We start from the raw sequence: 12,874 nt of genomic DNA, 5'->3' as shown, positions 1-12,874 counted from the left end.
TACAACATCGTATTGGCAATAGGCGGGCTGAACGGCTTCGTATCAACGGAAGTGCAAAATTCAACTTCTGTTCTTCGATTAAAGTTCAGTGCTAAAAATCCCGCCCATCGCCAATACGCGGCACGTTAGCAGAAATCGCATAACCACACACAGATAAACCATGAAATTTGACTCACTTGATAAATTTTTGAACTACGGTATTTTTACTATTCCTGAATATCAAAGAGGATATTCTTGGAATAATGCACAATTAACCGATTTTGTAAATGATTTATCTGATGTTCAACATATTCGTGAACACTACTTTGGAACTGTAACACTTATAAAAACTGGAGTTGAACAATTTGGTATTAGTGATAAAACTGTTTATGATATTGTAGATGGACAACAAAGAATTACAACGATTCATCTTTTCTTAGCTAGCTTATATTACAGAATTAAAGAAATTGATTCTGCAAAAGCAGATTTAGAAATAATCAAACCTGTTTTTGATAAAGGGCAAACCTTGCTAAGGTTAAATAGTAAAAAAGACCAAGAATTTTATAATTATATAATTAATGAAGAAAAGATTAATGATTTATCTAAAATTAATCCAAAAACTAAAAGTCAAAAAAACCTCTTAAATGCTCGAGTTTTTTTTGATAAATATTTTAGAAACTCTTCATTAAAAAGTTTAATAGAAATTCGTAGAAACTTACTTTCTAAATTTAAAATAAATGTATTTGAGTTAGAAGAAGAAAGTGAAGTTGGTTTAATATTCGAAACTATGAATGACAGAGGTTTACCTCTGTCTGATATGGACAAAATAAAAAACTATTTAATCTATTTATCTCATAAATTAAATGAGAAAGATTTAGCTAAAGATTTAAATAAAAAGTTTGGAGAAATTTTTTCTATCTTAATGCATATTGAAAACGGGGATTCAATAAAATTAGAAAACCAATTTTTAAAAGATTGTTACATTTTACATAAAGGTGAGACAAGAAATTTAAATGATATACATCAGAGAATAAAAGAAATGATTTCTCAAAAAGACGTATTAAAAATTGGAGGGCTATTCGACAAATATCAAAATGATATACAAAAAAAAGTAACTGAAATTAAGAATTTTTCTAATTTATTACACAAAAGTGCTTCTAATTATGCAATGCTTTTAAATAGGAGTTTTGAGAATAATGATGTAAACATTGCACTATTTCGTTTAAGTATTTTGGGGAAAGGAAAATTTGATACTTTTTTGCCTTTATTTTTGGCAATACTTTCGCATAAAGGTTTTAAAAAAGAATTTCTAGTTCCAATCTGCGAAATATTGGAAATTTTCTGCTTAAAAGTTTATGTCTTTGGAAACAAGAAATCAAACACAGGAAGCTCTCTAATAAATGAGTTTGCTCATAAAGTTTTTTCTAGTAAATTAAATTTTACAGAATTAAAAAAGCAACTACGGAGCTTGGTGTTTAAAAATTCGAATCAAACCGAAATTCGTAATTCAATTTTACAAAAGTCTGCTTATCTAGATTTACAAGAAAATATAATTAAACTTCTTCTGTATGATTATGAAACTTATTTACAAAAAGACCAAAAATATTCTTATGAAATAGGAACTTTAGAAGAATTTCTAAATAACAAAAAAATTAGCATTGAACATATTTATCCGCAGAAATTGCAACCTGGTTTCGCAGAGATAACTAACAATCACACTTTTGGAAATTTAGTTCTAACGTATGATAATGCTAAATTAAGTAATAAAACATTCATTCAGAAAAAAAGTATTTATCAAATATCAAATTTGGAATCTGAAAGACAATTGTTCCAATATGAGGAATGGAATGAAAAGACAATTAAGGAAAGAGGGAAAAAAATTTCAAAATTTGTGTTTGACCGCTGGAGTATATAAGGAATTGCCACTTCTGCTAACATTGTATTGGCAAAATGCGGGGTTAAATGTATAATAGAAGGATTTTTAATATTTATGCGCCGCTGCTTTTATCTCATATTTATTTATTGGATTAGATAAACTTATGTTTCATGTTATTTTTCAATTTAGTATGTTGTTTGTAAGACTTTTTACGTTATATTAAATTTAATATGAAGATTTTATTAATTATAATTCCAATATTTTCTTTTGGTCAAATTTCTCCAGAACTTAAAGTTTTTGTGGATAGTTTATCTATTGTTGATAGATACGAAAGTTCAAATATAGGCTATTGGGGAACAAATAGTAAAGTCTACGATTTATTTTTTGAAGCATCAAAAATAGCAACTGATAAGGAGGTAGAATACTTAGCTATAAATGGAAAAACAATTGTAAAAGCATATTTTTCTACGGAAGCAGTTGATAGAAAGTTACAATCAGTAAATGACATTTTTAAATATCAGTTAGAAAACAATGAAGAGTTTGATAGGATTTATGGGTGTTTAGGAGGTAAAGAAGACTTGGTTTCTAAAATGTATTCTTCGGTTGTGAATTATACGTTAAACAGTACGTTATTAGAGCTTTATGGAGAGGAAACGACATGGACTGAAAAAGAAGCATTTAAAAAATTAAGAGAATTTAATAATGTTATTAAGAATTCAGAATATTCAACGGATAAGCTTTTATCATATATTATTATTTACGATAAGAAAAATTTAAAAAAGAATTGTAAAAACATTCTTCCAATGATAAAGAATAAAGAATCAAAAGAGATACAATATGTATTGGATATCTGTAATAAATAAGGTTTACATTATATTTTATCATCAAAATCCAAAGTCAGTTTTTATGAATTACAAACTGGAAGTCCACTTGGAACCAAAGGTTACATTTCCTTCTTGAAGTACGATATCTGAATGTAAAAATTTGGCTGCATCTGCTGACTTTTTTACTTTAACGCTGCTTCGCTCCATCATCTCATTTTCGTATGGCTGTAAAACTTCTTCACGTAGATTGACTTGTTTATTTTGCGCATGATAAGCTGAGGTTATTTTTTGAGCCAAAAACAAAGCATCCAACAAAGCCTGATTGGCACCTTGCCCTTTGAAAGGACTCATCGGATGTGCTGCATCACCTATTAAAGTCACAGGACCTGCGTTTTCTAATAAATTTGGCGTTAATAAATTTCGGTCGTAAACAGGGTATCCCGTAATTTGTTTAGCTTCGGTAGCTGCGATAATTTCTGGAATAGGAGAGTGCCAATGCGTTCTTTTCGCAACTTCTGTTTTTAAGGCTTCAGAACCTTTTTTACTTAAATTTTTAGCATCTTCTTCTGACATTGGAAAACTAAATTGCCACATAATCGATTCTTTGTCATAGGGCATCATATACATTCGTTCCGTTCCATTTGCGGTCTGAAACACTGTTGCACCATCTAACAAATGACTATCTAAATCTTTTAAAGCATTTAGTTTACAGATTCCTAAAATCACAATACAACCTAAATATCTCAATGGATTTTTATCTTCATTGATAATCAATCGACGCACCGAACTACGTATGCCGTCTGCACCAACAAGTAAATCAGCTTTAAAATGTTTTTGAATTCCATCAACATCAAACGTTAATTCGACTTTGTCATCAATTTTAAAATCAGTTAATTGATGATTCCATAAAACTTGTTTATCACCACCCAATTGCTCTAAAAAGGCCAAACGCAAAGATTGTCTTGCAATGTGAATATTGGTATGTTTATTCTTGTTTTTCGCTTCAATAGCTTCTTTGTCTTGCAATTTTCTTATTCCCCATTCGCCAATCACATTTCCTTTTATGGTATGTGCCAAATGCAGCGTAGAAACAATACCTTCATCTAAAGTTGTAATTCCAAACTTTTTTAGTTCTTTACTCGCTTGTTGTAACGTTAATCCATAACCTTGCGAACGATCGTTGAAAGCGCGATCACGCTCGAAAAGTGTAAAAGGAATTTGACGATGCAAACATGCCAATGCCAACGCAATTCCACCAATTCCAGCACCTACAATTGCAATGTGAGGATAATCGTTTTCATTTGGTAAGGGAAGTTCTTCTGTTGCTGTCAGACCAGTTCCTAAGCAAGTTGTGCATATTTGCATCGAACTTTTTGGTTTGTTAGGAATAGTGCTATTGCTTTTATTTTTTTTTGATTGAGCAAGGGCAGCTTCGTAACGCAATAGTTTCTTTTTCGAAACTCCTTGACTTTTTTTTCCAAGTCCATTGCAATTCTTGCAGCTTGTCCAATTTATTTGTTTACTCAATTCTAAAAATTTTTGCAAAAATACAATTTACTGTATTTTATTCTGTGTATTGTTTGATATTATATTTTGGAAATTACTAAAACTATTCTAATTTTTTGAATTACCAAGCTCTATTTGTGAAAGCGATAAATAATTTGTTCTTAGAAAATCATTTTTTGTAATTTATATTCAGTTTCTTGTTTATTTTCAAATTGAAAAAGAAGTTATGATTTAGTGCAGAAATCTGAATGTAAGATATTTTATTCTATGAAAAACCTCGTTTAATTATTTCTAAACGAGGTTTGATGATATTTTTGAGATAATTGTAACTCTTAAAATAAATGATGTTACTCGGTTATAACATTATTCAAAAAGTCTTGATTATTAACAAGTTGTTGAATAAGATTATCGATTGCTGGAGGTAAAAACTTTTCAAATTTAGCACCTTTTGTGTTTGCTTTTCCTGTAATTAAGTCAGTCCAAACAACTTTTCCATCTTTGTCAACCAATTGAAATTTAACTGTAATTTCTGGGATTAACTGAACAGTAGAGAATCCAGAAATCGCTTCATAATCTAATTTTTGTAACTCAGATTTTAGAATATAATCATTACTACCGTTAACTGAAATATTTTTTTCATTGAAACCATTTTTTATAGCTTCGGTTAAAATTTCTGAAATTGGTTTTTCCGCCATATATGCACCTGACATCGTTTGATTGTACATGTTTTTCTTGTAAAAAATAACCTTTTCATCACTGTATCCTCTCATGTCTTTCATTTCGTCAATTTTAACAATTTTACTAGAAGATAGTCTATCACTAACTTTTAGGTTCGATTGATAATTAATTTGCTTGACAGAATTAGATAAAGCACAACTTGTTAAGGTTATTAATGAGATACCCAAGAGAAGTGTTGTAAATTTTGATTTCATTTTTTATTATAATATATCTTTCCATAACGGAAAAAGTAATGTTTAATTGTAGATAAATTTACTAATAAGGATAATTGCATAGATTTCAAAATATTGTTATTAAAATAATACGAAGGATAGAAAAGAAATTATTGAGTGATTTTAATCCTGAATTAGGAATTGATAGATAAATTGTATTATTAGAAATTTTTGTGATAATTATTTTCTAAAAAGTAATAGTTAATCTAGGTTTATTAGTTTACTTTCTTTAATCGAAAATGTTAAGATACAAAACCAAAAAAGGATTTCAATTGAAATCCTTTTCTTTTATATGAATTAATTGATAAAATTATTTATCAATCGAACCCATTACACGTTGCATAAAAGTATTGGCTGCAGTACGCTCATCCAAACCTTCTTCTTCCATCATTTGTTTCATTTCCATAGCTCCACAAATGTTAGAAATCATTTCTCCAATTACTTCTTGTTCTGGCTCTTTTACAGCTGGAGAATCAGCATAAACTTCCAAAACTTCTAAAGCTGTTTCCATTGCTTCAATAGAAACGTTTTTTGCTAAATTTTTAAATACCGGCAGCTTCATTGATCAATTCTTTTACAGCATCAATTTTAGACGCAGTTACTTGTCCTACATTTTGTCCTCCTTTAAATACCGCGAAAGTTGGTAAATTTGGAACTTCAGCTAATTTTCTTGATTCTACTAATTTCTCAGCATCAACATATAAAAACTCAGCTTGACCTTCATATTCAGCCGCTAATTTTTTGAATTTTGGTTTTACTAAACGGCAGTTTCCACACCATCCAGCACCATATTGTACAATTACTATATTGTTATCAGCAACTACTTGTGCTAAGTTATCTTGTTCTAATTCTGCAAACATTTTATTAATTTTTATGGTTAAAAATTGAGTATAAAAAAGGCTGTCTAAGGTATAATCTTAGTGATTTTTATTGAAAATGAATTCGTTAAAATCTCCTGTCAAATTTTTTAGACAGCCTCTTCGTGAATTTTGAAAATCAAAAGATTTTCAAGTTATTTTTAGTGAGAAGCTAAGTAAGAAGCTACACCATCTTTAGTAGCGTTCATTGCATCTTTTCCTTCTTCCCAGTTTGCTGGACAAACTTCACCATATTTCTCAACGTGTAAAATAGCGTCTAATAAACGTACATACTCATCGATGTTACGTCCTAATGGTAAATCGTTGATTGTTTCGTGACGAACAACACCGTTTTTGTCGATGATGAAAGTACCACGGTAAGCAACTGGAGCTCCTTCAAATTTTAAAGAATCATTTTCTTCATTGTAAACATACTCACCAGCTAAAACTCCGTAATCCATAGCGATAGTTTTTGCTAAGTCAGCAACGATTGGGTAAGTAACACCTTCGATACCTCCGTTATCTTTAGCAGTGTTTAACCACGCTAAGTGTGTTTCTTCTGAATCACAAGAAGCAGCGATTACAACAGCATCTCTTTTTTCGAATTCAGCTAATTTAGCTTGGAATGCGTGTAATTCTGTTGGACAAACAAATGTAAAATCTTTTGGGTAGAAGAATAAAACGATGTTTTTTTCTCCGATTGGCATTGAAAAGTTTTCTACGATTTCGTCTCCATCAATTACTGCTGGCGCTGTGAATAAAGGCGCTTTTTTTCCTACTAATGACATAATTTTAATTTTTTATATTTTGTTTTTTACTTCTCGATTTGATAAAACTTGTTACAGTTTTTATCTCTTTTACTGATGCAAATTTAGACTGATATTTTAAACTGTCCATATATTTTCAATTTCAAATATAGATTAAACTATAAATTATATTTATGATATATGATTAATAATAATTATTGAGTTAATATTCTATTGAAATTCAATACAACAAGCCTTTTTATCTTATCTCTACGCTAATTTACGAAGATTATTTACCTTAAAGAATGATATTGCTTATGTTGATGATTATTTAAAATGAATCAAATTTTATTTCTATATTAGTAGAATAATAAACACTATAATATGCTAAAATATTTATTTTTAATACTTCCAATAATTGGATTTGCCCAAGATGCTGTTCGTGTAGAATATGAAGTTCGTCAAGAATTTGATAGAAGTAATATAAAACAAACATCAGCTAGAATGGAAGAAATGCTTGTTAATTCAGAAAATAAACGATATTATTTTGAGTTATTTGTAAATGCTACAAATTCTAACTTTACGGAGATTGAACGTATAAATAATGAACAAGGTCGTGGAATTTCTGTAGGATTATTAAGCAATGTTAGTTCTAATATTTATAAAGATTTTAACTCGAAAGAATTGTATGAGAACAATAAAATGAAACCTAAACTATTCATCAAAGATTCTATCCAGACCTTTCCTTGGGTATTAAGTAAAGAAGAGTCAACAATTTTAGGTTACAAAGTCAGAAAAGCAACATATACAAATCCAACACAAACAATAGAAGCATGGTATGCGTCAGATTTACCTTTTCGAGATGGACCTTCTCGTTTTAATGGATTACCAGGTTTAATTTTAAAAATTAAATTCAAATTACCATTTACAAGTGATATGGATACAAATGTTAGTTTTACGGCAATTGATGTAAAACCATACGCAGGTAAAATAGAATTGCCGAATAAATCAAAGAAAGTAACCAAGGAAGAATATGATAAGGAGATTGAGAAATCGATGGGAAAATCTGGAGGAATAATAAATCAAGGCATAGAGAAAGATTAAGATATTAAAACGAAAAAGGTTAGTGAATTCACTAACCTTTTTCGTTTATATTTTTTTACTTTTTCCTTCGATATAGGTATTGAAATTTTTTCCATCCATCGAAATTTCAAAAGCTGTATTAACTTCTTTATTTTCGAGTAGCGAATAAATCAATCTAAATGTAGGTTGATTGGGTTTTGTTTCACTCAGAAATGTAATCGTTTTTTCGGTATAAGTAATCGAATAATTGATAACATGACCTTCGTTATCAAAATAAATGGCTTTTGATAAATTTTTATTTTCATCTAAATAAACAACCAATAAATCATCATGTACTGTCATTTTTTTAGAATCTCGCGAAGGATATTCGGAATGACTTTTTCTAACAATTACATTTTGATCCAATTGGTATTCAAAAGAAAAAACGCCTTTTCCTTCTCCAGGTTTTCCATTACCAACGCCTTCCCAATTTCCGATTAACCAATTCCAATTTTGATTTGTTTGAGCAAAACTAAAATTAGAAAAAACAAGGAATAGGAGGAACGTTATTACTTTTTTATTGATCATATTAGATTTTATACACTTCGTTAACATTGATTTGAGTTGTAAATAAACCATAATTTACAAAAACAATTTCCTTTTTTATTTTATCAATTGTTCCAACACTCGACGAACCATGAATTTTGACACGATCACCAACTTTCAACGCATCAATTTTCTTTTGAGTAGCTGCTTTTTCTTTCTTTTCGATCACATGTTTTTGTTGAGAAATCGTTTCAGAATTTTCTTTTAATTCGCGCTTAACTTCTTTCTCTACAATTTTTTCGATTTTCTTTAATTGCTGAACTTCTTTCGTCTTTTTCGAATTTTCCATTTCAATTAATTTCAAGAAATTCGAAATCATTTGCTTTTTATTTTTCGTTTTCAAGTAAGAATCAGCCATGTCAGAAATTCGTTCTCCAAGTTTCAAACGTTTTTGTTCGCGATCATATAATTGCTGAAAATCATATAGTTTTTGTTGAATTTTTTCGTTTGTTTGCTCTAACTTTTCATTGTGTTCAATATTAGTTTCGCGCAACTCTTCAACATGATCTTTTGTTTTCTGAATTTCAAATTTTTCTTGTTGAAGTTTCAAAATTGTTTTATCCAAACTCACTTTTTCGCTTTCAACTTTTTTCTTTGCACGATTAATCAAACGAAATGGAATTTTATTTTTCTCAGCAACTTCAAAAGTAAACGAACTTCCGGCTTGTCCAATTTCCAAACGATAAAGTGGTTCCAATGTTTTTTTATCAAACAACATACAAGCATTTATCGCTTCTGGCAAACTTTCTGCGCTCAATTTGATATTCGTATAATGTGTTGTAAAAACACCGAAAGAATTACGTTCATAAAACTCTTCAAAGAAAACTTCCGCTAAAGCTCCACCTAATTCTGGATCAGAACCTGTACCAAATTCATCAACTAACAACAACGTTTTATCATCAGCATTTTTCAAGAAATATGACATTTGTTTTAGACGATAACTGTAGGTTGATAAATGATTTTCAATCGATTGATTATCGCCAATATCTGTAAAAATTTGATTAAAGAATCCAAATTGACTTTCATCTTTTACAGGAACTAAAACACCACTCTGAATCATAATTTGAAGTAAACCAATTGTTTTTAACGTAATTGATTTTCCTCCAGCATTTGGACCAGAGATAATGATAATACGACAATCTTCGTTAATCTCTAAACTCTGCGGAATCGTTTTTTGAGCTTTTCTTTTATTGTTTAAAAATAAAACAGGATGATAAGCATCGACTAATTTGATAATTCGATTCTCAGAAAGTTGAGGTAAAATTCCATTAATCAAAAAAGCATAATTTGCTTTCGCTTGTGTAAAATCTATATATTCTAAAAACGTTTGATATTCTTCAAGATTTGGTTTGTATTCCGCAATTTGAGCAGTTAAATCTAACAAAATCTGAATCACCAAATGTTTTTCTTCTTCTTTTAATTCTTCCCATTCGCGACGAGGATTTTGTACACTTTCTGGCTCAATAAAAGTAATCGATCCAGTTTTTGAAGTACCTAAAAATTGCCCTTTCACACGTTTTCTCAAAGCCGATTTTACAGCCAAAACGCGACGATTTCCAACGACAGATTCTCGAATATCATCTAAATAATCCGAATGATAAGACATTGATTTATTGAATAATTCGGTAATTCGCCCATTCAAATGACGTAAACGATCGCGCACAATTTTCAATTCTGGACTTGCATCGTCTTTGATTTCTCCAAATTTATTGAACACTTGATCGATTAATTTCACGATATTTTTTTCGTAAGTAATCGTTGAAGCTTTCTCGAATAAAACAGGTGCATATTCGTTGAAAGCTGTCAAATATTTCAAGATTTCGTTCACTTGAAGCGTATTTGCCTTGATTTTGAAGAATTCTTCTGCAGGCAAATAATAATTCTCGATTTCTAATCGGCTTAGATTTTCATCTAAAATATAATATTCTGAAAACGGAAAACGATTTCCCGTCTCGAAACTTGTTAAATATTCGTTTGTCGTTTGTAAATCTTGCACCAAAAGTTGGTGATCTTGGTAAGGTTTTAAGTTAAAAATAAACGCTTCAACCTTTTCTGTATAAGCAAATTCTGCGATTTCTTTCTGAACCGCATTAAATTCTAAATCTTTTAAAGTTTGTTCTGATATTTGCATTAACGCAAAATTACGGATAAATTCTTTAGTTAGAAATAAATGACAGATAATACTATTTACATATAGATTTAATGATTTATTAAATCTATAATTTATATTTTGATGGATATTGATTTTTATATTTATGGAATGAAGAGATTAACAGTATTTTGTGGGTCAAGTAATGGCTCAAATAAGATTTTTAAAGAAGAAGCATATAAATTAGGTCAAAAATTAGCAGAAAATAAAATTGAACTTGTTTATGGCGGAGCTAATGTAGGTTTAATGGGAGTTATAGCAGATTCAGTTTTAGAAAATAGAGGTGTAGCTATTGGAGTTTTACCAAACTTTTTGAAGAAAATTGAAGTTGAGTATAAAGGATTAAGTGAACTTATTTTAGTAGATTCTATGCATGAACGTAAGGCGAAAATGAATGAACTTTCTGATGGTGTTATAACTTTACCTGGAGGTTTTGGAACACTTGAAGAGTTTTTCGAAATGTTAACATGGGCTCAATTAGGATTACATAAAAAACCAATTGCTATTTACAATATAGATGGTTTTTTTGATGATCTTTTACTTTTTATTAAAAGTATGGTTACCAAAGGTTTTTTAAAACAAGAAAATTATGATATGCTAATTGTTAGTGACGATCTAGATCTTTTATTTGAGAAATTAAAAAATTATAAAGCTCCTACAGTTGGTAAATGGATAAATGAATCTCAGATTTAGTTTGAAAAATTACTCCAGCAAGTATAAAAAGAATAATTTTGTTTCCATAAAAGAATAATATGGATGTGAAATTAGATGTTTCTTGGAAAGAAGTTTTAAAGAATGAATTTGAAAAAGATTACTTTAAAATATTGACAGATTTTGTACGAAATGAGTATAAAACAAAAACAATATATCCTCTCGCATCCAAAATATTTTCTGCATTTGATTATACGCCTTTTGATGATGTTAAAGTTGTTTTAATTGGTCAAGATCCTTATCATGGGATTGGACAAGCAAATGGTTTGTCTTTTTCGGTTGCCGATGGAATTAAATTACCTCCAAGTTTGCAAAATATTTATAAAGAGTTGAATGATGATTTAGGAATAGGAATTTCGACTTCTGGAAATTTGGAAACATGGGCTAAACAAGGTGTATTATTATTAAATGCAACTTTGACGGTTGAAGCTTCTAAGGCAGGTTCGCACCAGAAAAAAGGCTGGGAAATATTTACAGATGCTGTAATACAGAAGCTTTCTGATCAAAAAGAAAATTTAGTTTTTATACTTTGGGGAGCTTATGCTCAAAAAAAAGGAGCAAAAATAGACCGAAATAAACACTTTGTTATAGAATCTGCTCATCCTTCTCCATTAGGAGCTTACAGAGGTTTTTGGAGGAGCAAACCTTTTTCGAAAACTAATGATTTTTTGAAAAGTAAGAACTTACAACCTATAAATTGGGAAATCAAAAACAAATAATTTACATCGTCATAATTTTTTGTAAATAAGAATTAAAAGCAGTTGGATTGTTTACGTTTATATACGGAACTTTTTCAGTTATTTTATCTTTTAGAACAGCATATGTTGCCACAAAAATGGTAATATTTGGAAGATTTTTCTTGATTGATTCGAGATAAATTGCAAGAGAAAAAGAGTCATAATTTTTAGAGATATAAATAAAAATATGTGTAATTTGAGTATTCTCAATACATTCTAAAATAGAATTTAAACTTTGATTTTCGCCTAAATAAATTCCTTTTTCGGTATTAATTTTTAAAAGAAGATAAGTATAAATTAATTCTAAATCATCATTTTCTTTTTCAGGTAAAAATAAAAGCCATTTACGAGAATTTTGATCTGAATATGGAATTGATTTAATTAAATAAAAAAGATGTTTTCTAATTAGATTTTTAGAAAAAGAAATAACCGATTCTTGAATAGTATACTTTTCCAGAATGATAGACATTTTACTTAAAAAAGGGAAAACTATGTCTATACAACATTTTTCGATTCCAATTTTATTGAAACAAAGTGTAAGAATGGTGTCAAAAAAACGTGTATCATATGAAAAACAAGAACAGATTAATAACTCAATAATTGGTTCATAACTTTTGTTTTTCTGGATATAATTTTGAATTTCAAATTCGGATAAAATTTGTATTTCTGAAAGTGATTTTATACTTAAATTTTCTACTGTATTTTTTTTATTTGATTCAATTAAAAAAGATATAATAATTAATTTTTTTAAGTGATCATGATTAAATAGTGAATTTTTATCAATCTTATCTTCGTTAAATAGTTTGAACTTTTTATTCCATAAAACAATCATTTGTTCATCTAGTCTTGACAGGTCTGAAAGGTTTTTTAG

At 29.1% G+C, this 12,874-nt stretch carries 13 protein-coding genes; 5 read left to right on the top strand and 8 right to left on the bottom strand.

The features are described from left to right. Positions 1–160 precede the first annotated feature (160 nt). Both N5D90_RS09635 and N5D90_RS09630 read left to right on the top strand, forming a co-directional pair. Complete coding sequence (locus N5D90_RS09635) at positions 161–1,894, top strand: DUF262 domain-containing HNH endonuclease family protein (protein ID WP_280062313.1); 1,734 nt, start codon at positions 161–163, stop codon at positions 1,892–1,894. Positions 1,895–2,085: 191 nt separating this feature from the next. After that, positions 2,086–2,718 carry a hypothetical protein gene (locus tag N5D90_RS09630; protein WP_038336689.1) on the top strand — a complete coding sequence of 211 codons (633 nt, stop codon included), beginning with the start codon at positions 2,086–2,088 and terminating at the stop codon, positions 2,716–2,718. 48 nt (positions 2,719–2,766) lie between these two features. On the opposite strand, the gene N5D90_RS09625 is transcribed toward N5D90_RS09630, so the two are convergent. From N5D90_RS09625 to N5D90_RS09605, 5 genes are all read right to left on the bottom strand, one after another. Then, a complete protein-coding gene (locus N5D90_RS09625; RefSeq protein ID WP_280062312.1) occupies positions 2,767–4,206 on the bottom strand; it encodes an NAD(P)/FAD-dependent oxidoreductase in 1,440 nt (479 codons plus the stop codon). 326 nt (positions 4,207–4,532) lie between these two features. Next, a complete protein-coding gene (locus N5D90_RS09620; RefSeq protein ID WP_280062311.1) occupies positions 4,533–4,964 on the bottom strand; it encodes a hypothetical protein in 432 nt (143 codons plus the stop codon). A gap of 481 nt (positions 4,965–5,445) precedes the next feature. Further along, complete coding sequence (locus N5D90_RS09615; protein WP_038336694.1) at positions 5,446–5,697, bottom strand: DUF6952 family protein; 252 nt, start codon at positions 5,695–5,697, stop codon at positions 5,446–5,448. Beyond that, positions 5,678–5,995: a co-chaperone YbbN gene (locus N5D90_RS09610; protein ID WP_280062310.1), complete on the bottom strand. Its 318-nt coding sequence runs from the start codon at positions 5,993–5,995 to the stop codon at positions 5,678–5,680. The genes N5D90_RS09615 and N5D90_RS09610 overlap by 20 nt, the downstream gene beginning before the upstream one ends. 158 nt (positions 5,996–6,153) lie before the next feature. Next, the gene (locus N5D90_RS09605) at positions 6,154–6,780 is read right to left on the bottom strand and encodes a peroxiredoxin (protein ID WP_038336698.1); all 627 of its coding nucleotides are present in this window, start codon (positions 6,778–6,780) and stop codon (positions 6,154–6,156) included. A 342-nt stretch (positions 6,781–7,122) separates the two neighbouring features. Here N5D90_RS09605 and N5D90_RS09600 point away from each other — a divergent pair, with 342 nt between their 5' ends. After that, on the top strand, positions 7,123–7,842 hold the full coding sequence (locus tag N5D90_RS09600; RefSeq protein ID WP_280062309.1) for a GLPGLI family protein: 720 nt from the start codon (positions 7,123–7,125) through the stop codon (positions 7,840–7,842). Between the two features lie 45 nt (positions 7,843–7,887). Here the strand turns inward: N5D90_RS09600 and N5D90_RS09595 are convergent, their stop codons facing one another. Then, positions 7,888–8,415, bottom strand: a complete 528-nt coding sequence (locus N5D90_RS09595; RefSeq protein ID WP_280062308.1) for a hypothetical protein — start codon at positions 8,413–8,415, stop codon at positions 7,888–7,890. Beyond that, entirely contained in the window at positions 8,390–10,537 is a 2,148-nt protein-coding gene (locus N5D90_RS09590; protein ID WP_038336702.1) for an endonuclease MutS2, read from the bottom strand. Before N5D90_RS09590 ends, N5D90_RS09595 begins: the two co-directional genes overlap by 26 nt. A gap of 129 nt (positions 10,538–10,666) precedes the next feature. Between N5D90_RS09590 and N5D90_RS09585 the strand changes: the two genes are divergently transcribed. Together N5D90_RS09585 and N5D90_RS09580 are read left to right on the top strand one after the other, a co-directional pair. Next, on the top strand, positions 10,667–11,248 hold the full coding sequence (locus tag N5D90_RS09585; RefSeq protein WP_038336732.1) for a TIGR00730 family Rossman fold protein: 582 nt from the start codon (positions 10,667–10,669) through the stop codon (positions 11,246–11,248). 59 nt (positions 11,249–11,307) lie between these two features. After that, positions 11,308–11,985, top strand: coding sequence for a uracil-DNA glycosylase (locus N5D90_RS09580; RefSeq protein ID WP_280062307.1), 678 nt, complete (start codon positions 11,308–11,310; stop codon positions 11,983–11,985). A gap of 1 nt (position 11,986) precedes the next feature. Here the strand turns inward: N5D90_RS09580 and N5D90_RS09575 are convergent, their stop codons facing one another. Beyond that, a complete protein-coding gene (locus tag N5D90_RS09575; RefSeq protein WP_280062306.1) occupies positions 11,987–12,472 on the bottom strand; it encodes a hypothetical protein in 486 nt (161 codons plus the stop codon). Positions 12,473–12,874: the final 402 nt, after the last annotated feature.

This window comes from Empedobacter sp. GD03797, assembly GCF_029842105.1.
GTDB lineage: Bacteria > Bacteroidota > Bacteroidia > Flavobacteriales > Weeksellaceae > Empedobacter > Empedobacter falsenii_C.
The sequence above is the reverse complement of the archived record's forward strand: the minus strand, read 5'-3'. Positions and strand labels throughout refer to the sequence as shown.

Coding starts and splice junctions, on each gene's coding strand:
- N5D90_RS09635 (WP_280062313.1), top strand. CDS start 161: ATGAAATTTGACTCACTTGATAAATTTTTGAACTACGGTATTTTTACT.
- N5D90_RS09610 (WP_280062310.1), bottom strand. CDS start 5,995: ATGTTTGCAGAATTAGAACAAGATAACTTAGCACAAGTAGTTGCTGAT.
- N5D90_RS09615 (WP_038336694.1), bottom strand. CDS start 5,697: ATGAAGCTGCCGGTATTTAAAAATTTAGCAAAAAACGTTTCTATTGAA.
- N5D90_RS09580 (WP_280062307.1), top strand. CDS start 11,308: ATGGATGTGAAATTAGATGTTTCTTGGAAAGAAGTTTTAAAGAATGAA.
- N5D90_RS09590 (WP_038336702.1), bottom strand. CDS start 10,537: ATGCAAATATCAGAACAAACTTTAAAAGATTTAGAATTTAATGCGGTT.
- N5D90_RS09585 (WP_038336732.1), top strand. CDS start 10,667: ATGAAGAGATTAACAGTATTTTGTGGGTCAAGTAATGGCTCAAATAAG.
- N5D90_RS09600 (WP_280062309.1), top strand. CDS start 7,123: ATGCTAAAATATTTATTTTTAATACTTCCAATAATTGGATTTGCCCAA.
- N5D90_RS09575 (WP_280062306.1), bottom strand. CDS start 12,472: ATGTCTATCATTCTGGAAAAGTATACTATTCAAGAATCGGTTATTTCT.
- N5D90_RS09595 (WP_280062308.1), bottom strand. CDS start 8,415: ATGTTAACGAAGTGTATAAAATCTAATATGATCAATAAAAAAGTAATA.
- N5D90_RS09605 (WP_038336698.1), bottom strand. CDS start 6,780: ATGTCATTAGTAGGAAAAAAAGCGCCTTTATTCACAGCGCCAGCAGTA.
- N5D90_RS09620 (WP_280062311.1), bottom strand. CDS start 4,964: ATGAAAGACATGAGAGGATACAGTGATGAAAAGGTTATTTTTTACAAG.
- N5D90_RS09630 (WP_038336689.1), top strand. CDS start 2,086: ATGAAGATTTTATTAATTATAATTCCAATATTTTCTTTTGGTCAAATT.